Annotated in this window: 22 protein-coding genes; 7 read left to right on the top strand and 15 right to left on the bottom strand. The window is 64.9% G+C overall.

Annotated elements, in window-relative coordinates; translation table 11 throughout:
- Window positions 1-5: 5 nt before the first annotated feature.
- Both alkB and RPPS3_RS08610 read right to left on the bottom strand, forming a co-directional pair.
- Entirely contained in the window at window positions 6-656 is a 651-nt protein-coding gene (gene alkB, locus RPPS3_RS08615) for a DNA oxidative demethylase AlkB (RefSeq protein WP_107343701.1), read from the bottom strand.
- On the bottom strand, window positions 653-1,570 hold the full coding sequence (locus tag RPPS3_RS08610) for a LysR family transcriptional regulator (RefSeq protein WP_107343700.1): 918 nt from the start codon (window positions 1,568-1,570) through the stop codon (window positions 653-655). Before RPPS3_RS08610 ends, alkB begins: the two co-directional genes overlap by 4 nt.
- Before the next feature lie 101 nt (window positions 1,571-1,671).
- On the opposite strand from RPPS3_RS08610, the gene RPPS3_RS08605 reads away from it, so the two are divergent.
- Window positions 1,672-2,292 carry a pyridoxamine 5'-phosphate oxidase family protein gene (locus RPPS3_RS08605; RefSeq protein WP_107343699.1) on the top strand — a complete coding sequence of 207 codons (621 nt, stop codon included), beginning with the start codon at window positions 1,672-1,674 and terminating at the stop codon, window positions 2,290-2,292.
- A gap of 62 nt (window positions 2,293-2,354) precedes the next feature.
- Entirely contained in the window at window positions 2,355-2,687 is a 333-nt protein-coding gene (locus RPPS3_RS08600) for a YkgJ family cysteine cluster protein (RefSeq protein ID WP_107343698.1), read from the top strand.
- Window positions 2,688-2,693: 6 nt separating this feature from the next.
- On the opposite strand, the gene RPPS3_RS08595 is transcribed toward RPPS3_RS08600, so the two are convergent.
- Window positions 2,694-3,101: a hypothetical protein gene (locus RPPS3_RS08595; RefSeq protein WP_107343697.1), complete on the bottom strand. Its 408-nt coding sequence runs from the start codon at window positions 3,099-3,101 to the stop codon at window positions 2,694-2,696.
- A gap of 250 nt (window positions 3,102-3,351) precedes the next feature.
- Between RPPS3_RS08595 and RPPS3_RS08590 the strand changes: the two genes are divergently transcribed.
- Entirely contained in the window at window positions 3,352-3,732 is a 381-nt protein-coding gene (locus RPPS3_RS08590) for a hypothetical protein (protein WP_107343696.1), read from the top strand.
- Window positions 3,733-3,852: 120 nt separating this feature from the next.
- Here RPPS3_RS08590 and RPPS3_RS08585 read toward each other — a convergent pair whose 3' ends face one another.
- From RPPS3_RS08585 to RPPS3_RS08570, 4 genes are all read right to left on the bottom strand, one after another.
- Window positions 3,853-5,886, bottom strand: coding sequence for a sensor domain-containing diguanylate cyclase (locus RPPS3_RS08585; RefSeq protein ID WP_234820147.1), 2,034 nt, complete (start codon window positions 5,884-5,886; stop codon window positions 3,853-3,855).
- Window positions 5,887-6,545: 659 nt separating this feature from the next.
- Window positions 6,546-6,950 (bottom strand): DUF3307 domain-containing protein, encoded by a 405-nt coding sequence (locus RPPS3_RS08580; protein WP_107346511.1) that lies wholly within the window; start codon window positions 6,948-6,950, stop codon window positions 6,546-6,548.
- A gap of 250 nt (window positions 6,951-7,200) precedes the next feature.
- Window positions 7,201-8,085 carry a DUF6537 domain-containing protein gene (locus tag RPPS3_RS08575; RefSeq protein WP_107343694.1) on the bottom strand — a complete coding sequence of 295 codons (885 nt, stop codon included), beginning with the start codon at window positions 8,083-8,085 and terminating at the stop codon, window positions 7,201-7,203.
- Window positions 8,086-8,096: 11 nt separating this feature from the next.
- Window positions 8,097-8,771 carry a Crp/Fnr family transcriptional regulator gene (locus RPPS3_RS08570; RefSeq protein ID WP_107343693.1) on the bottom strand — a complete coding sequence of 225 codons (675 nt, stop codon included), beginning with the start codon at window positions 8,769-8,771 and terminating at the stop codon, window positions 8,097-8,099.
- A 305-nt stretch (window positions 8,772-9,076) separates the two neighbouring features.
- On the opposite strand from RPPS3_RS08570, the gene RPPS3_RS08565 reads away from it, so the two are divergent.
- Window positions 9,077-9,859 carry an enoyl-CoA hydratase/isomerase family protein gene (locus RPPS3_RS08565; RefSeq protein WP_107343692.1) on the top strand — a complete coding sequence of 261 codons (783 nt, stop codon included), beginning with the start codon at window positions 9,077-9,079 and terminating at the stop codon, window positions 9,857-9,859.
- Window positions 9,860-10,038: 179 nt separating this feature from the next.
- On the opposite strand, the gene RPPS3_RS08560 is transcribed toward RPPS3_RS08565, so the two are convergent.
- The 8 genes from RPPS3_RS08560 to RPPS3_RS08525 all read right to left on the bottom strand — a co-directional run bounded on the left by RPPS3_RS08560 (window position 10,039) and on the right by RPPS3_RS08525 (window position 19,801).
- Entirely contained in the window at window positions 10,039-10,737 is a 699-nt protein-coding gene (locus tag RPPS3_RS08560; protein WP_107343691.1) for a nitroreductase, read from the bottom strand.
- 160 nt (window positions 10,738-10,897) lie between these two features.
- Window positions 10,898-12,142: an acyl-CoA dehydrogenase gene (locus RPPS3_RS08555; RefSeq protein WP_107343690.1), complete on the bottom strand. Its 1,245-nt coding sequence runs from the start codon at window positions 12,140-12,142 to the stop codon at window positions 10,898-10,900.
- A 128-nt stretch (window positions 12,143-12,270) separates the two neighbouring features.
- Window positions 12,271-13,518: an acyl-CoA dehydrogenase gene (locus tag RPPS3_RS08550; RefSeq protein WP_107343689.1), complete on the bottom strand. Its 1,248-nt coding sequence runs from the start codon at window positions 13,516-13,518 to the stop codon at window positions 12,271-12,273.
- Window positions 13,519-13,655: 137 nt separating this feature from the next.
- Window positions 13,656-14,783 (bottom strand): acyl-CoA dehydrogenase family protein, encoded by a 1,128-nt coding sequence (locus RPPS3_RS08545; RefSeq protein WP_107343688.1) that lies wholly within the window; start codon window positions 14,781-14,783, stop codon window positions 13,656-13,658.
- A 170-nt stretch (window positions 14,784-14,953) separates the two neighbouring features.
- Window positions 14,954-16,828 carry an AMP-binding protein gene (locus RPPS3_RS08540; protein WP_107343687.1) on the bottom strand — a complete coding sequence of 625 codons (1,875 nt, stop codon included), beginning with the start codon at window positions 16,826-16,828 and terminating at the stop codon, window positions 14,954-14,956.
- Window positions 16,829-16,878: 50 nt separating this feature from the next.
- Complete coding sequence (locus tag RPPS3_RS08535; protein ID WP_107343686.1) at window positions 16,879-17,685, bottom strand: enoyl-CoA hydratase/isomerase family protein; 807 nt, start codon at window positions 17,683-17,685, stop codon at window positions 16,879-16,881.
- A 221-nt stretch (window positions 17,686-17,906) separates the two neighbouring features.
- Entirely contained in the window at window positions 17,907-18,665 is a 759-nt protein-coding gene (locus RPPS3_RS08530) for an SDR family NAD(P)-dependent oxidoreductase (RefSeq protein WP_013503496.1), read from the bottom strand.
- Window positions 18,666-19,123: 458 nt separating this feature from the next.
- Entirely contained in the window at window positions 19,124-19,801 is a 678-nt protein-coding gene (locus tag RPPS3_RS08525) for a TetR family transcriptional regulator (RefSeq protein WP_107343685.1), read from the bottom strand.
- Window positions 19,802-19,932: 131 nt separating this feature from the next.
- On the opposite strand from RPPS3_RS08525, the gene RPPS3_RS08520 reads away from it, so the two are divergent.
- The 3 genes from RPPS3_RS08520 (at window position 19,933) to RPPS3_RS08510 (ending at window position 23,819) form a co-directional block, all read left to right on the top strand.
- On the top strand, window positions 19,933-21,108 hold the full coding sequence (locus RPPS3_RS08520) for an acetyl-CoA C-acetyltransferase (RefSeq protein ID WP_107343684.1): 1,176 nt from the start codon (window positions 19,933-19,935) through the stop codon (window positions 21,106-21,108).
- A 189-nt stretch (window positions 21,109-21,297) separates the two neighbouring features.
- Window positions 21,298-22,854 carry an acyl-CoA synthetase gene (locus tag RPPS3_RS08515; RefSeq protein WP_107343683.1) on the top strand — a complete coding sequence of 519 codons (1,557 nt, stop codon included), beginning with the start codon at window positions 21,298-21,300 and terminating at the stop codon, window positions 22,852-22,854.
- A 104-nt stretch (window positions 22,855-22,958) separates the two neighbouring features.
- Window positions 22,959-23,819, top strand: a complete 861-nt coding sequence (locus tag RPPS3_RS08510) for a hypothetical protein (RefSeq protein ID WP_107343682.1) — start codon at window positions 22,959-22,961, stop codon at window positions 23,817-23,819.
- The last annotated feature ends 148 nt before the right edge of the window (window positions 23,820-23,967 follow it).

Raw genomic sequence — 23,967 nt, 5'->3', positions numbered from 1 at the left:
GCGCGCTACAAGGCCTTGCGAAAGGTCAGGTTGATCCGCTGCCGGCCGAGCAGCGGATGCTCGCCGTCCTTCAGCGTCAGCACGCCGTGATACACCAGCCGCGACGGGCCGCCCCACACCAGCACATCGCCGTGACGCAGCTCATAGCGTCGCGGCTTGTCGCTGCGGGCCATGCCGCCAAATTGAAACACTGCCGACAGGCCGAGCGACACCGACACGATCGGCGCCGAGAAATCGGCTTCATCCTTGTCCTGATGCAGTGCCATCTTGGCGCCTGGCACGTAGCGATTGATCAGGCAGGCATCGGGATCGAATCCGGCAAAGCCGATCTCGGCGGCGGCGCGTTGCGCAAGATCGCGGAGCACTGCAGGCATCTCCGGCCACGGCGTCGCGCTGTCCGGATCGGTCGGCGAGTAGCGATAACCGCGGCGGTCGGTGACCCAGCCGACCGAGCCGCAGCTTGTCATCGCCACGCTCATGGTGTGACCGCCTGGCGTCATCATGTGCCGGAACGGCGCACGCGCCACCACCGCATCGATCGCGGCGAGCAGGTCTCGCTCGTTTGCGCGGGCGAAGCCGCTCAGCAGCGCAGCGCCCGGCGCGATGTCTTCCCGCCGCGGTGCGTCGTCGAGACCGTGAAACAGATCCGCCGTCACGCGCCGCCCCTCTTTCCGTCGCCGCCGAAGCGCCAGTCGCTCGTCTCCGCCGCAAGATCGATGAAGGCCCGGACCTTCGCCGACAACAGGCGCGAGGTTGGATACACGATCGCAATCGGCAGCGGCGGCACTTCGTAGTTCGCCAGCACGATCTGCAGCCGCCCCGCGGCGATCGCGTCCGCCGCCTGATAGGCCAGCACGCGGGTCAGGCCGCCGCCCCGCTCGGCATCCAGGATCGCGACGTCGGCGACATTGCTGATAAGGCGCGGCGTGCAGGCGATGCGGACATCGCGGCCGTCGACGACGAAGTGCCAGCCGACCGGCGCGCCGGTCTGTCCGAAATGGATCACATCGTGCGCCGCGATCTCTGTCGGCGTCGCCGGAATGCCGCGCGCCGCCAGATAATCCGGCGACGCCACCACGATCCGGCGCATCGCACCGAGTTGCCGCGCCACCAAACTCGAATCCGCCAGATGCCCGATCCGGACCGCGCAATCGACGCCGTCTTCGACCAGGTTGATCATCAGGTCCGACAGCCGCAATTCGCCGGTCACCTCCGGATAGCGCCGCAGATAGTCCGACAGCAGCGGCGCGACATGACGCCGGCCGAAACCGACGGGCGCCGAAACCACCAGCCGGCCGGAGGGCGTGACGCGCTCGGCCGCAGCCGAAGTGTCTGCCTCTTCGACGTCGGCCAGAATCCGCCGCACACGCTCGAGATAGCGGGCCCCGGTATCGGTGAGCGCGACCGAGCGCGTCGTCCGCTGCAACAGCCGGGTGCCGAGACGCTCTTCGAGCGCCGCGACCATCCGGGTCACGGCGGAGGGTGACAGCCCGAGCTTCCGCGCAGCCGGCGCGAAGCCTTGAAGGTCGGCGACCGCAACGAACGCCGTCATCGTGTCCAATCGGTCCATGCCACCATTTCAGAAGTGGCAACAATGAAGTGTCAAATCAACTGATTGTTCTGGCTAGGGGAAAGAACGATCTGTTCGGGGATATCAAGCAGGAAGGTCACATGGCCGAAGCCCAGCACGTCTCCAGCGACATCGCATTCACGCCGGCCGTCAAGGCAATCCAGGCTCGCAAGGGATCGCGCGAAGCCTATGCCCGCGTCGAACGCAACGGCGGCTGGTCCACCACGATCGACGACAATCTGGCCGCCTTCCTCAGCGCCCAGACCAGCGTGCTGCTCGCCACCGCCAGCGCCGATGGGCAGCCCTACATCCAGCATCGTGGCGGGCCGTCCGGCTTCCTTCACGTGCTCGACGAGCACAGCATCGGTTTCGCCGACTTCAAGGGCAATCAGCAGTTCATCACCCAAGGCAACCTGGCGGAAAACCCGAAGGCCTATCTGTTCGTGATCGACTATGCGCACCGCCGCCGCATCAAGATCTGGGGCCGCGCCAAGGTGATCGAGGACGATCCCGAGCTGATCACGCGGCTGATGCCGAAGAGCTACAAGGCGCGGCCCGAGCAGGCGATCCTGTTCGAGGTGGCGGCCTGGGACAGCAATTGCCCGCAGCACATCCCGCAGAAATTCGATGCGGCGGAGGTCGCCGCGGCGATCACGTCGCGTGACATCCGGATCGCTGAACTGGAGGCGCTGCTCGCGGCGGCCACGAAGGCCCGGGAATAATGCAGGGGCGATCCACCCAAGCGGCGGTTTCCCGCCCCGCCGTGGCGGGATAAAGAGGGGCGATGAGCGCCCTTCCCCTGATTGAAGCCGACAACCCGTGCCAGAGCTGCGGCGCTTGCTGCGGCTATTCGGAAAACTGGCCGCGTTTCACGATCGAGGACGACGCCGCGCTGGACGCGATTCCGGCGGCGCTTGTCAATGAGCGGCTGTCGGGCATGCGCTGCGAGGACAATCGCTGCACCGCGCTGAGTGGCACGATCGGCCAGGCAACCGCCTGTACGATCTACGCCCTGCGGCCCGAGGTCTGCCGCGACTGCCAGCCCGGCGATCCGGAATGCCTGATGGCGCGGCGGAAGTTCCGTCTCCCGCCGCTTCCCGTTGCGATCGTTGGCTGAAGTCGATCAGTTAGGGGCGTCCGGCACCGGCTGATCGTCGAGTTCCACGTCCGCTTCCTGATCGAGTGGCGCGAAACTGGCGAGCGGCGCAGTCGAGAGCGTGATCGATTTGCGCTGCGAGTAGCTGCTGATCGCCGGACGGCGCTTTTCGTGCGCCAGGGCATAGAGAACGGAACCTGCTCGGCCACCGGCCTGGATCAGGTCGCGTTCGTCACAGGTCGCTGCAACGGCCAGCGCCAACGGCTGCAAATGAGCGCGGCGATAGCAAAACAGCGCCAACATCGCCCGAACATCGCCGGATACGCTGTCGACGAGCTGCGACAGCCCGTTCTCATTGGCTCGGTACATCTGGCCCAGCAGTTCCTCACGGACCGGGCAAGCGTCGTTCTCGAAAGCTTCACGGCTGGACCACATCGGCCTTCTCCCGAACAGGTTGCGATCCTGAGGATGCGGCCGATTTTGTTAAGGACCTCTTAACTACACAACCTGATACCACTACCAGCCGTTGCACCAGACGCATGGAACTAAACGTCGATCACGATTTGCGACGATCTGCAGTTTCGTCGTGACGCCGCCATCTAATCGGTTAACTATTTCGCTGCCGCACTTGAAGAGCGGCTTTTCGGTTCAGTGAGTTCGTTCATCTTCACGATGGAGAGTACCCATGGCTGATCCGGTCTCGTTGTTCCCCAACCTGTTACAGCCCGCCGCCAAGACCTACGCCCCGATGGGCATCAAGTTCTGGGAAGGCGAAGCAACCGTCCTCGACAGCATGAAAGAATTTGCCGACGGCTGGTTCGAGCGCCGGCGAATTGGAACCCGCGCCGCTCTCGAAGCGGCCCGGAGGATCGGCGAAGCGACAACGCCGCTCGATGCCTTCCGCGAGTATCAGGACTGGCTCAGCGGCGCGGCGGCTCGCCTGCTCGAAGACGGCATGGCCTGGCAGCATCAATTCATGAAGGCCAACGCCAAGCTCGCCCCGCATCTGCCACCGCAGGATTCGCCGAGCGAAAGTTCGGCGTCGGAGACGCGCCTGAGCGCATAAGCCCGCTGTCATGAGAAGACCTGGATGGCCGGGACAGCCGGCCATCGTCAGTCTGGCAACCAGAGCTGCTTACGAAATCCTGCTAATCCAGGAGGGAGCGTTTCTGTGCGCTGCTGGTGCCTACGCCGTCGGTGAAAGCTCGACGACTTCGATCACCGGCAGGCTGAGCTCGACCCGGTTGCGGCCGTTCAGCTTCGCCCGATACAGCGCGTTGTCGGCGCGGGCCACCAGCGTGTCGGCATGATCGCCGGGCATAACCTGGGCGACGCCGAAGCTCGCGGTGATCGTGCCGACATGCTCGAAGATGGTATGCGCCACCAGCAGGCGCAGCTTCTTGGCTGTCTCGTAGGCCGCCGCCGCCTCGGTGTCGGCCAGTAGGATCACAAATTCTTCGCCACCCCAGCGGGCCAGCAGATCGCTCTGGCGGACACTCGCTCCGACCGTTCGCGACAGCCGGACCAGCACTTGGTCACCGACAGGATGGCCGTAGATGTCGTTGACTTCCTTGAAGTGATCGATGTCGAAGATGATAAGCGAGAATGGCCTTCCGCTGCGCTGCGAGCGCGCCAGCTCCTCGTTCAGGCGGGCGTCGAACTTCATCCGGTTGGCCAAGCCTGTCAGAGGATCCGTGGCGGCCTGGCGAGCCAGATCTTCGGTCTGGGTCAGCAACTCCTCGCGGAGCTTGCGTTCGAAACGGTCTCGCACGCCACGATCCATGCCGAAGAAATAGAACAGCACAGCGATCGCGACCTGAAGCGTGATGATGATGCCGAGTAAGCGGCTGGCAAAGATCCCCTTCACCGGGATGACGAGGACCAGCGACATCTGATTGCTGTCGATCGGCTGCCTGAGCACGTAGCTGCGTCGCCCTCCGAACTCCACCCAGTCGCCGCCGAAGATCTCGCGGGCCAACATGGTGCGCCCCGATGCCCCGAACTGTTCGGCGATCTGAAGACGCGGCAGATCCGGCCGCGGCCATAGCGTTCGGAACAGCTCGTCCCTGCGGTTCGTGATGATCACCAGCCCACGAGCATCGACAACGAAGAACGCCTGATCGAAACGGGTCATCAACTCCGCGAGCGTCTCCAGCGAGATCTCGAGCATCGCGATGCCTTGAATCTCTCCTTGCGCATCACGGATCGGGGACGCGGTCACATAGGTCCGCACGCGCTGGGGCGGATCGACCCTAATCTGGTGCACCGGCCGGCCGGCGATCGCCTGCTCGAACCAATCCACCGAGCGCAGATTTGGCATCCCCAACCAGCTCTGATCCGACGAATCTGACGATCCGACGATGTCTCCGGCGCGATTGACGATCAGGCCGCGCATCGCGTGGATCACTCCGGCGTCGATCTCGAGCATCGACAGATTGGTCACGCGGCCGCTTTCCCTGTCACCGAGCAGCAATTGAACCGATGGAGACGCCGCGATCGCCTTCACCATCGCGTCGGCGATGGTGGTTTCGCGCTCCACACCGCTGACCAGCAGAGCAACGTCGCCGGCAGCTTCGCTTTCGACGTCGTCACGATGGATCTCGCCGAGATAGTCGGTCAGCGCCCAGCCCAGCGCCAAGACCAGCAGCAATGTCGTCAGCACACCGACGAACTGCCGTTTCAGGTGCAGCGAATAGCCGGGGTAGTCGAGCGTTTCCATCACCCGGCGGCCCCAGGCCGCCCAGATCAGCGCCGCCAGTGCCACCGCGATCAGCCCGCGCACGAGTTGAATTGGCACGCCGGTGACGCGCTGGAACATCTCCTGATTGAAGGTCCTGGCCGGCCAGAACGGCGCGGTTTCGACAATCATGCCAGCCGCCACCGCGTAAAGTGCGAAGGCGATCGCCACGCCCGCCATCAGCGAGCGGTTCATATGGAGATCGTGATGTCGGCCGGTGAACACCGTGAAGGCCACCAGGATCGCGCCCGGCGCGGCGAGCAGATAGCGGGTCGCCGCCTTCGCGGATTCGATGCCGTCGACGAAGCCGATCGCGCCGATTGCAACCAGGATCGGGATGTAGATCCAAGGTCCAGGCATGGCCAGGTCGCGTGTGATCCCGCCGTTTCGTCCCGCCTCCGCCAGCAGGACGAACGACGCGGTCAGGACCGCCGCGCGCACCACCAAGAATTCAGTACTATCACCCGCGATCAGCGCGAGCATGTCCAGCCATTCATTGGCGCCATGGACGCAGCCGAACAGTCCGATCAAGCGGATCGTTGTTCCACGATCGTCTTCACGGCCGCGCGCCAGCACAAGGCACAGGGCGCCGAGCAGGATGAACGACAGCCCGTAGAAAAAGAAGATGAAGTCGAGCTGCGATTCCAAATGGCGGGCCATTGCACTGGAACTTCGGGTTATCCGCCACGACGCCGCGTGCGGTCAGCACCCCTGCTGATCGCATTGACGCTAATCACTCGCAGGTCATGCAGCAGTTAACGTCGTCCCGCGTACAACTACGTGGAGACACCTCGAATCCGCGTAATCAGGCGGATTGAACGGTCCGATTGAGTGTGATCGTGAGTTTTTCGTGCACGCTGCGCTGACAAATTGACGGAGTGCGGAACCGCGGATTGCAGAACCGGTCGTACTACTCAGATCACGCTGGAGCAGTTCTTTTTGATCAAGTTCGGACCGCGCTTGGGAGTCTCGCCACAGGCAGAATCTCAATAGTGAGGAGGCGCGAAGCGCCGTCTCGAACCATGAGCCAGAGGCGATGCGGCTCCTCATCCTTCGAGACGCCCGGCTCCTCAGGATGAGGACGTCAGGACCCTTGGCAAGGCCCAGTCCACTTCAACCCATCGATGAACCGCTCTAACGTCTCACGGGTTTGCGGCGAGGACGATGGCGAGGCCGAAGCCGGTCAGGTGATGCAGCGCCTGATCGGTGCCGATCAGCCACCAGAACCAGCGGTCCTGATTGGTCACGTCGTACGTGGCGACGATGAAGCCCTTGAGCCGATCGATCGCGAGATGGATCAGGAAGTCGATCACGCCGATGTACCAGTAGCGCGGCGCAAGGATCAGCATCAGCAGCGTCGTCATCACCAGATGCACGCTGCAATGCGCGAGCAGCGGCAGCGCCCACCCGGTCTTGGCGTCCTTGCCCATCGCCATCCACTTGTTCTGGAAGATGAAGTCCGCGAACACGTGTTTGATGGTGAGGAGCAGCATCCAATAGATCAGTGCGCCCACCGCAATCGACGACGACAATTCGGGAAGGATCAAGCTCGCACCTTCGCTTGGGCCTTGCAGGCGGTGATGGCGGCGGCTGTCGGGGTCCGACAATCCGATCGCTTTCCCTCCCGTGCAGAGGCTTCGCATCGCAGCCGGTCGGTATCGACCAGCGCAGTTTTATGACATTTCTCGCGGCCGAATGCACGTGGCCGCCAGCGTACGGCCTTCATATGGCTGTGCAATTCACGCCGCGCACGCATCGCACATAAACGGTACCCGGGTGGCACGATCGCCCCGGAGATCACGACGCCGCCGCCTGGATCGGGATGGCATCGTACCTTGCCCTGATGGCTTCGATCGCGCGCTTCAAGCTGGCCTGTTTGCGGTCCGGCAGCGCGGCGGCGCGCGCTTCCGCAATCGCCTGCGTCAGATCCGGCAGCGGCAGCGTGCCGTTCAGCGCCGGCTTCACCAGCGCGTCGATGATCAGAGACCAGTTCGCCATGCCGTACCGATAGCCGTCGCCATAGCCACGAACCATGGTGGCGCTTTCGACCACGGCCGTCGCGGCTTCAGGGCGGGCGGCGAGGCTGCGGTCGATCATGTGCAGCCAGCGCTCGACCCATTTGCGCTCATTGGCGTAGCGGATCGACAGCAACCGCCAGCGCCGCAACCAGGAGATGATCCGCAGCTTGCGGATGCCGAGCCAGCCGCTGCCGTTGAAGCGCATCTTCACCGGCATGTGCAGCCATCCGAGATAGTTCAGCACCTTGAGCGTCGGATCGGCCACCACCACCGGCAGCGCCGCCACCACCTCATCGATTCGAAACCGGCACCTGCGGTCGATCCGCGGCATCGCACGGCCGGACGGCGCGCTCGCGGCCTCCTGCAGCGTGAGCTGCGCAATCCGGCTCGGGTCTTCATACGCCATCCGCATCGCGAGCAGCTCGGCGATCCGCAGCACCATCGCGTCGTCGACTTCGCGCCGCCCGACGAATCGGCCGATCCGGTCGAGATACAGCCGCGCATAGCGGCGGCCCTGGTAGTTCACCAGCCGGGCGGCGGCGTCCTCCAGAGCCTGGGCAATTTCGGGCGACGCAGCAGCCGGCGCGTTCAATACCACGACGCGATCATTCTCGCCGAGCATTTCGGCGAGCGTGAAGCGCAACGCGTCGATGTAGCCGGCCAACTGCGCAGCCCTCAGGCGGTCCGGCCGACGGCGTCGGTCCGCGGCGGCGGCGCGACCGCGGCCAATCGCGCCTGCAGGGATTCAATGTTTTCGAACAGCCGCGCACTGGCGAGGCGCAAGAAATAGAATCCGAATTCCGGATTCTGCACGTACAGCTCCTCCACCTGGCGATAGCTGACGCTCAGCACCGTGCCGGCCTCGACGCATTCGAGGGTCTGCGTCCTGGTATGGGTCGGCGACAGCATGCCGAGCTCGCCGACAATGGCGCCCACCGGCAGTTCGATGCCGGATTCGACCAGCCGGAAGCGCCCGCTGACGATGTAGAACATCTCCTCGGCGCGCTCGTCTTTGTAGAACAGCTCCTCGCCGGTGGCGCATTTGCGCTCGGTCATGAACGGCTTCAGCCAATCCATCGAAAGGTCGCTGTTCACCGACTTCCTCACGTCGCGCACCAGCTGCAGCATCTGGTGCAGCCGCCAGGCGTTGAGCGGCAGCAGCACCGCATGCAGCGCCAGCGTCGGATAGTTGTGGGTCGGGATCGACACCGCGATCAGCAGCAGGTTGGTCAGAATGCCGAACACCCGCAGTGGAATCATCGTCCGCATCGTGGCAGTGGCGAGCACGAAGATGGTCGCGAACACGCTGCTCACCATGCCGGCATTCTGGGCGATGAGGGACATATCCATGTGGGACCCACCGTTGTCTTGCAATCGAAGGCGCCGAAGCCGGCGGAAGCGATCTGAGAGATAGCCGCGGGTGTTCGGACCGCAGTTCTCCCTACACGCTGGTGCGGACGGAATTATAAACCAGCCGGCATAGGTTACGCGAGCGGTGGCCGAGGCCCCTCCCGCTTCCCGGCGAGTTGACGGGCGCCCGGCCGGCGGGCAGTTTGCCCGGCCCATTTCCCCGTCCGCCGCGGCGCTGTCCGCGGTCCTTGCAGGGCCCGGCGCCGTTTTGGCAGCCGCCCCGCTTCCATCAGGAGACCTTATCGATGTCCGATAGCGACGCTGCCAGCGCACCGGTACTGACCATCGACGGCCCGCGCGCCACCATCCGGCTGAACCGGCCCAAGCATCTCAACCGGCTGCAGCCGGACGACCTCGCCACGCTGCTCGATCAGTTCGCGCGGCTCGACGCCGATCCGGCGGTGCGGGTGCTGGTGCTCACCGGCACCGGTCGGGCATTTTCGGCCGGCTTCGATCTCGGCGAGGTCGCCGAACGCGCCACTGCGGAGGTCGAGGCCGAATCCCCCGGCTCGGCGTTCGAGGTGGTGGTCAACCGGCTTGAGGATCTGCGGGTGCCGACGATCTGCCGGCTCAACGGCGGCGTCTATGGCGGCTCGACCGATCTGGCGCTGGCCTGTGATTTCCGCATCGGAGTCGATACCGCCGAGATGTTCATGCCGGCCGCCAGGCTGGGGCTGCATTACTATCCGGGCGGCATCAAGCGCTACGTCTCCCGTCTCGGCATCGACAACGCCAAGCGGCTGTTCCTGACCGCGCAGCGGATCGACGCCGCCGAGATGCTGCGGATCGGCTATCTCACCGCGATGGTGCCGATGGACCGGCTCGACCGCGAGGTCGATGCCCTGGCGACGACGCTGGCCGGCAACGCGCCGAACGCGGTCGCCGGCATGAAGCGCGCCATCAACGAATTCGCCCGCGCCGCCTTCGACGAACAAGCCGCCGACACCCGCGCCCGCGCCTCGATGCGCAGCGATGAAATCAAGGAAGGCATCGCCGCGTTCACAGAGAAACGCGCGCCGAGGTTTTGAAGGCCACGCATCGCAGCCTCTCCGTCGTCATTCCGGGCGCGAAGCTGCGCAAAGCCTATCCGCGAGTCATTCCGGGGCGCCGCGAAGCGACGAACCCGGAATCTCCGGCGCAGTGCAAACATCAGATTCCGGGTTCGCGCTGACGCGCGCCCCGGAATGACGGGTGGAAACTCTGTGCCCTACGCGTCCACGAACGTCGCGACCTCGCCGAGTGCGGCGCGGCCAGTGCGATACGAGTTCGCCTTGTGGTCGGGGTCGGCGTAGCCGAACGAGATGCCGCAGACGACGCGGCGATCGTCGCCGAGGCCGAAGTGCTTGCGGACAACGCCGGCGTGGAACGCCAGCGCGGCCTGCGGCACGGTGGCGATGCCGAGCGCCTGCGCGGCCAGCATGAACGACGTGACATAGCCGCCGCAATCGACCGCGCCATAGACGCCGAGCGCCTCGTCGGTGGTGATGATCGCGACATGCGGCGCGCCGAAGAAGTTGAAATTCTGCAGCGCCTGCTGGGCGGCCGCGACCTTGTCGCCGCGGGCGATGCCGACCGCGTTGTAAAGCTGGAAGCCGCTCTCGCGGCGGCGGTCGAGATAGACGCCGCGATACTCGCGCGGAAATTCGAAATCGCCCGACATCGGCGCGCCGCTGGCGGCGGCCGGAAAGATCACGTCGCGAAACTTCGCCGTCGCCTCGCCCGAGGTGATCACCACCTGCCACGGCTGGCTGTTGCACCACGACGCGGTCTTCTGCGCCGCGCCCAGGATCCGCTCGATCGTCGCGCGCGGCACCGGATCGGCTTTGAACGCCCGGCACGAGTAGCGCGCCGCCATCAAGTCTTCGAGGACGTCGATCGGGGCGGTGGTCGCAGCGGCGTCGGTCATGATGGCCTCATTGCTGAATGGTCGTCATTCCGGGGCGCTCACGAAGTCAGCGAACCCGGAATCTGAAACGCGCACAACTCGTCGATCGATGTCAACAACTGCGGGATTCCAGGTTCGCGAGCTGTCGCTCGCGCCCCGGAATGATGGCGGCAGCAGTACGTCACCGCCCCTTGGTCGGGATCTTGTTGAACGGCACGTCCTTGTCGACCCGGATGTCACCGGGCAGGCCGAGGACGCGTTCGGCGATGATGTTGCGCAGGATCTCGTCGGTGCCGCCGGCAATGCGCATCGACGGCGAACCGAGCAGCATCGCCTGGAAGCTGCCGCCGGCTTCGGCCTCGGCCGGATCGGTGAACACGCCCGCGGCGCCTTCCAGATCCATCGCGAACGCGGCGATGTCCTGCAGCATCGGGCCGGCGACCAGCTTGCCGATCGAGTTTTCCGGGCCCGGGCGCTGGCCCTTGGACAGCGCCGAAATCGAACGATACGAGGTGTACTTCAGGCCGCTGGCCTTCACCGCCCAGTTCGCCAGCTTGCTGCGCACCGCCGGATCGTCGATCGCGGGACCATTCTCCGTCACCAGATCGTTGCAGAACGCGAAGATCTCCGGGAAGCCGGTGGCGAGCCGCGCGCCGATCGACATGCGCTCGTTCATCAGCGTGGTCAGCGACACGTTCCAGCCGTCGCCGATTTCGCCGAGCCGCTGGCTGTCCGGAATCCGCACGTTGGTGAAGAACACCTCGTTGAATTCCTGCATGCCGTTGGCTTGCTTGATCGGCTTCACCTCGACGCCGGGGCTCTTCATGTCCAGGAAGAACATGGTGAGGCCCTTGTGCTTGGGCACATTGGGATCGGTGCGGGTGATGAGCAGGCCGTAGTCCGAGTAGTGCGCGCCGGAGGTCCAGATCTTCTGGCCGTTGATGATCCAGTCGTCGCCGTCCTTCTCGGCGCGGGTGCGCAGACCCGCGACGTCGGAGCCGCCGGCCGGCTCGGAGAACAGCTGGCACCAGATCTCTTCGCCGGACGCGAGCTTCGGCAAGTAACGGCGCTTGTGCTCCTCGGCACCGTAAGCCATCACGGTCGGGCCGCACATGCCCTCGCCGATCTGGAACGGCTGGGTCAGCTTGCCGTAAACGCCCTCTTCCTGCTGCCAGATCACCTTCTCGATCGGCGTCGCGCCGCGGCCGCCATATTCGCTAGGCCAAGTCAGGCAGGCCCAGCCGCCCTCGGCCTTCTTCTTCTGCCACGCCTTGCCGACTTCGACGATGTCGGCGTTCTTCAGGCTGATGCGGCCGAGGCCCGACTTGGTCAGTTCCTCTTCGTACTGCTTGGGCGCGTTGGCATCGATCCACGCGCGAGCCTTGGCGCGGAACTCGGCTTCCTGCGGGGTATCGTCGAAATTCATGGTCGATCTTTCGCTTCAGTTCAGGATGGATTCGTCATTGCGAGCGAAGCGAAGCAATCCAGGGCCACAATGGAAGACTGGATTGCTTCGTCGCTCCGCTCCTCGCAATGACGAAGATGATGTGAGCACTACGCCCGCCCCTTGGTCGGGATCTGGTTGAACGGCACGTCCTTATCGACGCGGATGTCGCCGGGCAGGCCGAGCACGCGTTCGGCGATGATGTTGCGCAGGATCTCGTCGGTGCCGCCTTCGACGCGGGTCGCCGGCGAACGCAGCAGCATCGCCTGGAACCGGCCGGCGACTTCGGCATCCTCCGGCCCGCTCAGCACGCCGGCGGCGCCCTGCAGATCGAGCGCGTACATCGCGACTTCCTGGATCATCGAGCCAGCGACCAGCTTGCCGATCGAGTTCTCCGGACCGGGACGCTGCCCCTTCGACAGCGCCGAGATCGAGCGGAACGAGGTGTAGCGCAGGCCGCTGGCCTTCACCGCCCAGTTCGCGAGCTTGCTGCGCACCGCGCGATCGTCGAGCGCAGGCGCGCCGTCGAGCGTCAGCGACGAGCAATAGTCGAACAACTCCGGGAAGCCGGTCGCGACGTTGGCGCCGATCGACATGCGCTCGTTCATCAGCGTGGTCAGCGATACGTTCCAGCCGTCGCCGACAGCGCCCAGCCGCTGGCTGTCCGGAATCCGCACGTTGGTGAAGTACACCTCATTGAAGTCGGAATTGCCGTTGGCCTGCTTGATCGGCCGCACCTCGACGCCGGGGCTCTTCATGTCGAGGAAGAACATCGTCAGACCCTTGTGCTTGGGCACGGTCGGGTCGGTGCGGGTGATCAGGATGCCATAATCCGAGTAGTGCGCGCCGGAGGTCCAGATCTTCTGGCCGTTGATGATCCAGTCGTCGCCGTCCTTCTCGGCGCGCGTCCGCAGTCCCGCGACGTCGGAGCCGCCGGCCGGCTCGGAGAACAGCTGGCACCAGACCTTCTCGCCGGAGCCGAGCGGCGGCAGGTAGTGCCGCTTCTGCTCTTCCGAGGCGTAGGCCATCATGGTCGGTCCGCACATGCCCTGGCCGATTATGAACATCGCCGTCAGCTTGCCGAACACGCCTTCTTCCTGCTGCCAGATCACGCGCTCAATCGGCGACGCGCCGCGGCCGCCATATTCCTTCGGCCAATGCGGAACGGCCCAGCCGGCATCGGCCTTCTTCTTCTGCCAGGCCTTGGCGACCTCGAGAATGTTGGCGCCCTTCAGCACCACACGGCCGAGCGACGCCTTGCGCAGCTCGTCCTCGTATTGCTTCGGCGCGTTGGCGTCGATCCAGGCGCGCGCCTTGGCGCGGAATTCGGCTTCCTGCGGGGTATCGTCGAAGTTCATGGCACACCTGCTATCGATGCGTTCAATTTTTCCGTCATTGCGAGGAGCGAAGCGACGAAGCAATCCAGCTCAGTGCACGGGGCCTCTGGATTGCTTCGCTGCGCTCGCAATGACGGTTGGGCATTCACCGTCGCGCGTTACGCCGCGTTCTTCTGGCGCATCCGATCGATCAGCTGATCTTCCCAATACGACTGGCTACCGAGGCTGAGCGCCAGCGCGTTGGAGCGGCGATAGTACAGGTGGCAGTCGAACTCCCAGGTGAAGCCCATGCCGCCGTGCACCTGGATGTTCTGCTTGGCGCAGTGCTGGAACGCCTGGGTGGCGCTGATCCGCGCCGCCGCAGCGGCCTCAGGCAGCTCGGCAGCATCGGTCGAAAGCGCCCAGGCGCCGTAGTAGGAGTTCGAACGCGCCAGCGTGGCCGAGACATACATGTCGGCCAGGATGTGCTTGATCGCCTGGAACGAGCCGATCGGCCGGCCGAACGCGATGCGGTCGAGCGCGTAGTCGCGGCCCATCTCCAGCGCACGGTCGGCGCCGCCGACCTGCTCGAACGCGATCAGCACCGCAGCGCGGTCCATCACGCGCGACAGAATGCTCCAGCCTTCATTGGCCGCACCGAGCGGCTCGGCCTTGGCGCCGGCGAAGGTCAGCTCGGCCTGCTGGCGCGACGGATCGACGTTCTGCAGCGGCTTGGCGGTGACGCCACCAGCCTTGAGATCGACCAGGAACAGCGAGACGTCGGTCTCGCGGCCGCTGTTGCCGGTGCGCGCCGCGACGATGGCAAAATCGGCGATCGCGCCGTCGGCGACCGGCTTCTTGGTGCCGGTCAGCGTGCCGTTCGACACCGCGAGCTTGACGGCGGCCGGCGACGGATTGCCGGTGCCTTCGAACAGCGCCAGCGTCCCGATCGCCTCACCCGAGGAGATCTTCGGCAGCCACTTCTGCTTCTGCTCTTCCGAACCCGCCAGCAGCAGCGCTTCGGCGGCGAGATACACCGTCGACGAGAACGGCACCGGCGCCAGCGCGCGGCCGAGCTCCTCGGCGATCACGCAGAGCTCGAGATGGCCCGCACCGGTCCCACCGTATTCCTCGGGAATCGCGACGCCGAGGAAGCCCATCTCGGCGAGGCCCTTCCACAGGTCGCGGTCATAGTCGGCCTTGCCTTCGAGCACGGCACGCACCGCCTTCGGCGAGCACTTCTCGGCAAGAAACCGCCGCGCCTGATCGCGCAATTGCTTCTGGTCGTCGGAGAAATCGAAATTCATGGCGAGGTCTCGTTGTTGTTAGTTGTTAACTGATTTCTTCAGAGTTCGTCATTCCGGGGCGCGCGGAGCGCGAGCCCGGAATCCATAACCACCGCAGGGAGTATGGATTCCGGGCCTGCGCCGCTGCGCGGCGCATCCCGGAATGACGAACGATGGGTTGTTCAAATATCTCACTGCAGCACCATCACATCCGAATCCGGATGCTCGGCGTACAGCCGCTCGACCAGGGCGGCGCGGCGTTCGAGGCCGGCGCGCTGGTTGATGTAGCCTTTGTCGGTGAGTTCGTTGCCGTCGATCGACGGCGGCTCAATCATCAGCATTGCGCGGGCGATCCGCATCGAGCTCGCGCCTTCGACTTCGCGGTTGTGCTTCTGCAGCCCGGCGCGCAGCGCCGCGAGCACGTCGGGATGCTTCACGACGTCCTCGAAGCTCGCATTCGGATCGCCGATCATCACCCGGCAGGCGTTGAGGTTCGGCCAGGCCAGCAGGCCAATATAGGCGCGGTCCTGCCCCGCCACTAAGGCGTCCTGGATCACCGGGCTCGCCGCGGCAATCGCATCGGTGCGCACGGTGCTGACATGCACGAAGGTGCCGGTCATCAGCTTGAAGTCTTCGGCGACGCGGCCGGCGAAGATGATGCCCTTCACCGGATCGTTCGGATCGACGAACACGCCGGCGTCGCCGATCTTGTAGAAGCCCTCTTCGTCGAACGCCTTCTCGGTGAGATCCGGCTGGCCGTAGTAACCGGGCATCACGTTGACGCCGCGCAGCCGCAATTCGTACTTGTCGCCGATCGGCAGCATCTTCAGTTCGACACCCGGGAACGGCAGACCGATCAGGCCGACGCGCTCGGTGTCCCAATAGGTACCGGTCGAGGTCGGCGAGGTCTCGGTCGAGCCCCAGCCGGTGTAGAACACCAGCCGATGTCCGGTGGCGCGCACCGCCAGCGCCTGCATCCGCTCGTACAGATCGTCGGGCAGCCGGGCCCCGCCATAAGCCATCAGCTGCATGTCCTTGAAGAACGACCGGCACAGCGCGTCGTCCTTCTCCATCGCGCTCGCCAGCGCCGCATAGCCGGCCGGCACGTTGGCGTAGTAGGTCGGCGAGATTTCGCGCAGGTTGCGCAGCGTCTCTTCGATCTGGCCGGGCACCGGGCGACCGTCGTCGATGTACAGCGTGCCGCCTTCGATCAACAGCGGATTGAACGCCGCATTGCCGCCCATGGTGTGATTCCACGGCATCCAGTCTAGCTGCACCGGCGGCGGGCCGTTCGGATCGCGCGGCCGCACCTGCATCATCATCGCAGCATTGGCGCACATCATCCGCTGGGTGTTGATCACCGCCTTCGGCATCCCGGTCGAGCCGGAGGTGAACAGGAATTTGGCGACGGTGTCGGGCGTGATCTGCGCGATCGACTGCACCACCTGGTCGGTCACCGGGGTCGCCACCATGTCGTCGAACGCGATGCTGGCGATGCCGTCGGCCGGATTGGCGACGTGGATCACCTGGACATCCTTCAGATCGAGCGCGTGCAGCGCCTTGGTGAAGGGAGCGCCTTCCTGCACCATCACGGCAGCCGGCTTCACCAGATCGAACAGGTACTTCAGCTTGAGGTGATCGTGGCTCATCAGCGAATAGGCCGGCGACACCGGCGCGGTCGGAATCCGCGCCTGCATCGCCGCCATCATGATCAGCGCGTGCTCGATCGAGTTGCCCGACAGCACCGTGAGCGGCCGGCCTTCCGGCAGCTTGAGGTCGAGCAACGCCTGGGTGAGACCATCGACGATGCGCTTGGCCTCGGCGTAGCTGACCTTGCGCCACTGCCGGTCCGGCCCCTTGCGCTGTGCCAACCAGATATGATCCGGTCGCTGCTTGGCCCACTTCGCCAGCGCCATCGGCAGGTTGGGATCGTGATCCATCAGCGGGAAGCGCGACTTCATCACGATGACGCCGTCCTCGCGGCGATCGACATCGATCTCGCGCGGCAGCCAGTTCACCTTGCGAAACGGCGGCTTGGTCATCACTGCGGCTGCGCTGGCAGTCATCTGGTGTTCTCCCGTTTTCTCGGCCTCTTGCCGGGCCAACGTTGAATTGGTCAGCGGTTGCCGTAGACCGGCTTGCGCTTCTCGAGGAACGCGGCGACGCCTTCCTTGAAATCCTCCGAGCGCGAACACAGCACCTGGTTGCGATCCTCCATCGCGATCACCTGCTCGATCGAGCCGGCATCCACCGCCATGTTGAGGCACTCCTTCGACAGTCGCAAACCGACCGGCGACGCCGCCATCATCGCATCGACGAACGGCTGCGCCGCGGCTTCGAGCTGATCGTCTTCCACCAGTTCGGAAACCAGTCCGGTCATCAGCGCGCGCTCGGCGCCGATGAAGCGGCCGGTGAGGATCAGTTCGGACGCCACCGAGACGCCAACGAGGCGCGGCAAAAAGTAGCTGGTGCCGATATCGCAGCCGCCAAGGCCGAGCTTGATGAAGGCGCAGTTCATCCGCGCGCTGCGTCCAGCGATGCGGACGTCGGAAGCCAGCGCCAGCGCAAAGCCGCCGCCGGCCGCGGCGCCGCGGATCAGCGAGATGATCGGCTGCGGGCAGCGGCGCATCAGCATCACGATGTCGGCGATCCGGCGCTGCGAATCCAGCGACTCGGTGACGCCGGGCGTGGCGTTCTCACCGGCGCGGCGCGCCATCGCATGTTTGAGATCGAGGCCGGCGCAGAAATTGGCGCCTGCGCCTTTCAGCACGACGACGCGCGTCGTCCGATCGCGCTGCAGGCGGCCAAAATAGTCGTTGAGCGCGTCGATCAGGCCGGGATCGAGAGCATTGAGGCTATCCGGCCGATTGAGCGTGACCCAATCGACCCCGTCACGATGATCGACCAGCAAGGCCTCGGTCACGCCATCACTCCCGTTAGTTCTTGTTCTTATACACCGCTGCTGCGACGTTTAATCGGATCGCCGTTTCGGCGATAGTCGCTCCCCTCCCAAATACAGGGAAAGAAACAGTCCTGCGCTTCGAATTCCGCCACGCGAGAGATCGTCGCTATGTGACAAACTACACGCGGCGGAGGTCGAAGATCTCACCCTCTCCCGAAACGGAAAGGGTGAGAAGTGCGCGTTTAGCGCGGCGCCATGCGGATGGCGCCGTCGAGACGGATGGTCTCGCCGTTCAGCATCGGGTTCTCGACGATCTGCACCGCGAGCGACGCATATTCCGACGGATCGCCGAGGCGGGCCGGATGCGGCACCTGGGCGCCGAGGCTCTTGCGGGCGTCTTCCGACAGGCCCATCAGCAGCGGGGTGAGGAACAGGCCCGGCGCAATGGTCATGACGCGGATGTTCATGGACGCGAGGTCGCGCGCCACCGGCAGGGTCATGCCGACGATACCGCCCTTCGAGGCGGAGTAAGCGGCCTGGCCGATCTGACCGTCGAACGCCGCCACCGAGGCGGTGTTGATGCAGACGCCGCGCTCTTCGCCGATGGTCGGCGCGCTCTGCATGCGCTCGGCGACGAGACGAATGCAGTTGAAGCTGCCGATCAGGTTGACGTTGATGATGCGCGAGAAGTGGTCGAGCGGATAGGCGCCGTTCTTGCTAACGGTCTTCACCGCGCCGCCGATGCCGGCGCAATTGACGAGCACGCGGACGATGCCGTGCGCGGCTTCAGCCTTGGCGATCGCCTCCTTGACCGGCGCTTCCTGCGACACGTCGCCGACGCAGGCAACGCCACCGATCTCGGCAGCGACCTTTTCGGCATTGTCCTTGTTCATGTCGAGCACGGCGACCTTGGCGCCCTTGGCGGCCATCGCCCGCGCGGTCGCGGCGCCGAGCCCCGAACCACCGCCGGTGATGAGAACGGAGACGTCTTTCAACTGCATTGGATATCCCTTTCCTTGGGCGCTTTCTTGAAGCTTGGTCTCGGACGACACCGCTCGCCGCCTTTTAAGAGCGGTCGGGCCGACGCGTCCCGCGTGGTTATTGCGCTGTTGGTCCGGGCCTTCAACAGCCCCTTGGGCGTTTCCCCGATCGTTGAGGCCGGCAAAAGGTCGCGACTTGGTCCGCTACCGATCCGGCTCGAGGTCTCTCCTTGGGTGGCGTTTCGTTGAGCTCGCGTTCCGACAGATTGCTTGGGCGTTTCCTGGCGTTTTCTTTTTATAGAGACACGAACAATTTCCCGGGGGTGCCTGAAGCTCCATTCCGCCTACCTTCTTGCGGGCAGGTTCCGTGAACTGGTCCTTGGGCGTTATTGGTTTTTGTTCGGATTTTCCTTGGCTTGTCCCGGTCTTGATTGAAAGGTCTCTGTAGTTGGGTGGGGTCGTTTCTTCTTTTTGTTAGCTCAGGATCCGGCGGCGGAAGGCTGACGCGCTCTGTTCGACAGCAACCCACCGAGGACGATCTTTTCGATATGCGCCACATAGGCGCGGCAGACTTCTTCAGTCACCGGACCGACGCCGGCCGCACGCATCATGGTCTGCCGACCGAAAAACAGATGGTCACAGGCGCCGATCAGCGTGGTGTAGAACAGCACCGGATCGACCTCGCGGAAGTCGCCGGTGGCGACACCCTCCGCCAGCAGCCGGCGATGAAAATCGAGCAGCGGCCCGACGAAGAACTTGGTGACCTCGTCGGCGGCTTCGCGATTCGAACCGTGCAGCAAGTAATGGATCAGCCGGTTCAGATACGGAAACTGGTGATACGCCTTGATGATGCCGGCGATGTGCAGCTTCATCTTGGTGGTCGGCGACAACGGCTGCGTCAGCAGGAAATCCAGATGCGTCATTTCGTTCGACGCATCGCGCTCGAGCAGCGCCAGAAGCAGACCGTCCTTGTTACCGAAGTGATACTTCACCAGCGCGGCGTTGACGCCGGACTTCTGCGCGATATCGGCCAGCGAGATCTCGACCGAGTTACGCTCGATCATCAATTCGCCGGCGGCAACCAACAGCTTCTCGGCGGTGGAGTTTTTCGCCGCCGGTACTTTAGTAGCCGCAGAATGGTTGAGATGCGCTGCCATTGCTGTCGGACTTACAGCATCGTTTGACATGGCTCAAGCGTTAATTGATCGATTGACTAAATCCTCCCCCACCACTTAAATCGCGGCGGTCCGAAACCCGTACCCAACAACCATTTTCAGGGAGAGAACACATGGCCGAGGCCTATATCGTCGCCGCTGCTCGCACTGCCGGCGGCCGCAAGGGAGGCCGTCTGGCCGGCTGGCATCCGGTCGATCTCGCCGCCTCCGTCATCAATGCGCTGGTCGACCGTTCGGGCGCCGCGCCGGATCAGATTGAAGACGTGATCATGGGCTGCGTCGGCCAGGGCGGCGAACAGGCCGTCAATATCGGCCGCAACGCGGTGCTGGCCTCGAAGCTGCCGGAAAGCGTGCCGGGCACGTCGGTCGACCGGCAGTGCGGCTCGTCGCAGCAGGCGCTGCATTTCGCCGCACAGGCGGTGATGGCCGGCACCATGGATATCGTGATCGCCGCCGGCGTCGAATCGATGACCCGCGTGCCGATGGGCTCGCCGAGCATCCTCGCCGCCAAGGCCGGGCTCGGTAACTACAAGAGCCCGAAGATGGAAGAGCGCTACCCGAACATCCAGTTCAGCCAGTTCGTCGGCGCCGAAATGGTTGCGAACAAGTACAACCTGTCGAAGGACGAACTCGACGAGTTCGCGTTCAACAGCCACCAGCGCGCGATCGCCGCGACTCAGGCCGGCAAGTTCAAAGACGAGATCATCCCGCTGGAGATCACTCGCGCCGACGGCTCGACCGATATCCACCACATCGACGAAGGCATCCGCTTCGACGCGACGCTCGACGGCATCAAGGGCGTCAAGCTGATCAACGAGAACGGCGGCAAGCTGACCGCGGCGACCGCCAGCCAGATCTGCGACGGCGCCTCCGGCGTGGTGGTGGTCAATGAGAAGGGCCTGAAGCAGCTCGGCGTGCAGCCGCTGGCGCGCGTCCATCACATGACGATGCGCGGCGGCGACCCGGTGATCATGCTGGAAGCCCCGCTGCCCGCCACCGAATACGCGCTGAAGAAGGCTGGGATGAAGATCGACGACATCGATCTGTTCGAGGTCAACGAAGCGTTCGCCTCGATCCCGACCGCGTGGCTGAAGGCGACCGGCGCCGATCCGGCGCGGCTCAACGTCAACGGCGGCGCGATCGCGCTCGGCCATCCGCTGGGCGGCTCCGGCACCAAGCTGATGACCACGCTGATCCACGCGCTGAAGCAGAACAACAAGCGCTACGGCCTGCAGACGATGTGCGAAGGCGGCGGCATGGCCAACGTCACCATCGTCGAGCGGCTGTAAAGACACCAAGCAGCAGACCTCATCCTGAGGAGCCGGGCACAGCCCGAAGGGCTGAGCCGGGCGTCTCGAAGGATGAGCCCTAGACCCCATGGTTCGAGACGCGCGCCGAACGGCGCGCTCCTCACCATGAGGTTCAGTGCCCGACAGAGCGGAGCCAATCCGCCGCATCACCGAGAGGAAACTTTCCGCATGACCCATCCGTCGATTCACGCCAAGACCAATCCCGACAAAGTCGCCTACCGGATGGCTTCGACCGGCCAGGCCCTCACCTATCGGCAGCTCGATGAGCGCTCCAATCAGGGCGCGCATCTGTTCCGGTCGCTGGGGCTGAAGGCCGGCGATCACATCGCGCTGCTGATGGAAAACCGGCTGGCGTTCATGGAGATCTGCTGGGCGGCGCAGCGCGCGGGCCTGTATTACACCGCGATCAGCCGCTACCTGACCAAGGACGAGATCGGCTACATCGTGCAGGACTGCGGCGCCAAGGTGGTGATCACCTCGGCCCAGGGCAGCGAGACGATGAAGTCGCTGCTGTCGGACGCGCCGGGCGCGCCGCTGTATTACATGGTCGATGCGCCGATCGCCGGCTTCCGCTCGTGGGAGCAGGAAACCGCCGCGCAGCCGACCACGCCGATCGCCGACGAGGTCGCCGGCTACGACATGCTGTATTCCTCCGGCACCACCGGCCGGCCGAAGGGCATCAAGCGCGAATTCGAAGGCAATGCCATCGACGTGCCGAGCCCGTTCCTGCGCCTGCTGTGCGAGAAGATGTGCGGCATGAACGCCGAGAGCATCTATCTGTCGCCGGCGCCGCTGTACCACGCCGCTCCCCTGCGCTTCAACATGATGGCGACCACGCTCGGCGGCACCTCGATCATCATGGAGCATTTCGACGCCGAGCAGTTCCTGGCGCTGGTCGAGAAGTACAAGGTAACGCAGTCGCAGCTGGTGCCGACGATGTTCGTGCGCATGCTGAAGCTGCCCGACGAGGTCCGTAGCCGCTATGACGTGTCGACGCTCAAGGGCGCGATCCACGCCGCTGCGCCATGCCCGGTCGACGTCAAAGCCAAAATGATCGAGTGGTGGGGACCGATCCTGATCGAGTACTATGCCGGCTCCGAAGGCAACGGCGTCACGGTCTCGACCTCGCAGCAATGGCTGGCGCATCGCGGCACGGTCGGCAAGGCGGTGGTCGGCACCATCAAGATCCTCGACGACGAAGGCGACGAGCAGCCGATCGGCGAGATCGGCACCGTGTACTTCGCCGACGCGCCGTCGTTCAGCTATCACAACGATCCGGATAAGACCAAGAAGGCCTACAACGAGAAAGGCTGGTCCACGCTCGGCGACGTCGGTTATCTCGACGACGAGGGCTTCCTGTATCTCACCGACCGCAAGAGCTACATGATCATCTCGGGCGGCGTGAACATCTACCCGCAGGAGACCGAGGACGTGCTGCTGACCCATCCGGACGTCGCCGACGTCGCGGTGTTCGGCGTGCCGAACGCGGAGATGGGCGAAGAGGTCAAGGCAGTGGTGCAGCTCCGTGACGGCACCGCTCCGAGCAGCGAGCGGGCGGCCGAGCTGATCGCGTTCTGCCGCGAGCGGCTGTCGCCGATCAAGTGCCCGCGCTCGGTCGACTTCGAGGCCGAGCTGCCGCGCACCCCGACCGGCAAGCTGGTCAAGCGTCACCTCAAGGACCGCTACTGGCCCTCGCAGCCTAAGGCCGCCGCCGCGACGGCCTGAGCCGCTCCGATCTTTCCACACCTCCGCCGCCTGCCGGCGGGGGTGTGACCTCTGATCCACCGCGGGCCGCCAAGAACGACTCCGCTCCGACGTCCTGCCGCGCTATGCTGGCGGCGATGCGGCCCGGTTCTGATCCCACCTCGTCATCCACCTCCCACCGGGCCGGCGCCGCCGTCTCGGTGCTGGCGCATGTCGTGCTGGTCGGCACGGTCCTGCTGCTCGCCGAGGTCCACCCGTTCGCCGAGGTGCCGGAACAGCGGATCGAAGTCGAGGTGGTGACCGCCGACGAAGCCCCGCCGCCGGTCCCAGAGAAGGAGCCCGAGCCGAAGCCGGTCGAGCAGCCGACGCCGAATTTAGAGGTGTCGCAAACGCCCACCGAACAGCCCACACAGCAGCCCGCCCCCACAGCCAAGCAGCAACCGGCCGAGACCAAGCCTCCGGCTCCCGCCCCTCAGCCACCGCAGCAGAGCGCCCAGGCGCCGACGCCTCCGCCGCAACCCCAGCCCGCCCCGCAGCCTCAGCCGGCCCCGCAGGGAGCGGCGGCTGCACCCTATCCGCCGGCGATTCCGCAGGAGCCGGACATCACCGTGAAATACTCGGTGGCGCTCGGGCTGCCGGCCGAAGGGGGCTTCGACGCGCCGGCCGAGACCGTCGCCAATATCAGCGCCGATGCGGTGGCAGCCCTGCGCAAGCGGCTGAAAGCCTGCGCGGCGCTGCCGGCGGGCCTGTCGCCGTCCGACAACGTCAAGATCGTGATCCGGGTGGGCCTGACGCCGGACGGCCGGCTCGCGCAGGAGCCGTTCCTGATCGAGGCCAGCGCCTCGGCCAAAGGCCCAGCGCTGATGAAGGGCGCCATCGCCGCCCTCGAAGCGTGCCAGCCCTACACCATGCTGCCAGCCGACAAGTACCGGGAATGGCGCATCCTCGACATCGGCTTCACGCCGCAGGATTTCCGGGGCGGTTAGGCCGCTTCGACTTTATATCCTTCAGATGAAGCTCTGGCAGCGGATCGGGGCACCCCGCCACACTTGCTACGCGTCGCACCAAGATGACGGCCGTCAAAAACAAAGGAAGCCCCGGAACCGCCGGAGCTTCAGTCAAGGGAGACTCTAC

This window comes from Rhodopseudomonas palustris, assembly GCF_003031265.1.
Lineage (GTDB): Bacteria > Pseudomonadota > Alphaproteobacteria > Rhizobiales > Xanthobacteraceae > Rhodopseudomonas > Rhodopseudomonas palustris_H.
This window is presented reverse-complemented; position numbering and strand designations above follow the sequence as displayed.

Excerpts from the sequence above, each read along its gene's own strand:
- RPPS3_RS08555 (WP_107343690.1), bottom strand. The coding sequence starts at position 12,142 with ATGAATTTCGACGATACCCCGCAGGAAGCCGAGTTCCGCGCCAAGGCT.
- RPPS3_RS08520 (WP_107343684.1), top strand. The coding sequence starts at position 19,933 with ATGGCCGAGGCCTATATCGTCGCCGCTGCTCGCACTGCCGGCGGCCGC.
- RPPS3_RS08610 (WP_107343700.1), bottom strand. The coding sequence starts at position 1,570 with ATGGACCGATTGGACACGATGACGGCGTTCGTTGCGGTCGCCGACCTT.
- RPPS3_RS08530 (WP_013503496.1), bottom strand. The coding sequence starts at position 18,665 with ATGCAGTTGAAAGACGTCTCCGTTCTCATCACCGGCGGTGGTTCGGGG.
- RPPS3_RS08525 (WP_107343685.1), bottom strand. The coding sequence starts at position 19,801 with ATGGCAGCGCATCTCAACCATTCTGCGGCTACTAAAGTACCGGCGGCG.
- RPPS3_RS08585 (WP_234820147.1), bottom strand. The coding sequence starts at position 5,886 with ATGCTCGCGCTGATCGCGGGTGATAGTACTGAATTCTTGGTGGTGCGC.
- RPPS3_RS08590 (WP_107343696.1), top strand. The coding sequence starts at position 3,352 with ATGGCTGATCCGGTCTCGTTGTTCCCCAACCTGTTACAGCCCGCCGCC.
- RPPS3_RS08550 (WP_107343689.1), bottom strand. The coding sequence starts at position 13,518 with ATGAACTTCGACGATACCCCGCAGGAAGCCGAATTCCGCGCCAAGGCG.
- RPPS3_RS08510 (WP_107343682.1), top strand. The coding sequence starts at position 22,959 with ATGCTGGCGGCGATGCGGCCCGGTTCTGATCCCACCTCGTCATCCACC.
- RPPS3_RS08560 (WP_107343691.1), bottom strand. The coding sequence starts at position 10,737 with ATGACCGACGCCGCTGCGACCACCGCCCCGATCGACGTCCTCGAAGAC.
- RPPS3_RS08545 (WP_107343688.1), bottom strand. The coding sequence starts at position 14,783 with ATGAATTTCGATTTCTCCGACGACCAGAAGCAATTGCGCGATCAGGCG.
- RPPS3_RS08570 (WP_107343693.1), bottom strand. The coding sequence starts at position 8,771 with ATGGATATGTCCCTCATCGCCCAGAATGCCGGCATGGTGAGCAGCGTG.
- RPPS3_RS08605 (WP_107343699.1), top strand. The coding sequence starts at position 1,672 with ATGGCCGAAGCCCAGCACGTCTCCAGCGACATCGCATTCACGCCGGCC.
- RPPS3_RS08565 (WP_107343692.1), top strand. The coding sequence starts at position 9,077 with ATGTCCGATAGCGACGCTGCCAGCGCACCGGTACTGACCATCGACGGC.
- RPPS3_RS08540 (WP_107343687.1), bottom strand. The coding sequence starts at position 16,828 with ATGACTGCCAGCGCAGCCGCAGTGATGACCAAGCCGCCGTTTCGCAAG.
- RPPS3_RS08600 (WP_107343698.1), top strand. The coding sequence starts at position 2,355 with ATGAGCGCCCTTCCCCTGATTGAAGCCGACAACCCGTGCCAGAGCTGC.
- RPPS3_RS08515 (WP_107343683.1), top strand. The coding sequence starts at position 21,298 with ATGACCCATCCGTCGATTCACGCCAAGACCAATCCCGACAAAGTCGCC.
- RPPS3_RS08595 (WP_107343697.1), bottom strand. The coding sequence starts at position 3,101 with ATGTGGTCCAGCCGTGAAGCTTTCGAGAACGACGCTTGCCCGGTCCGT.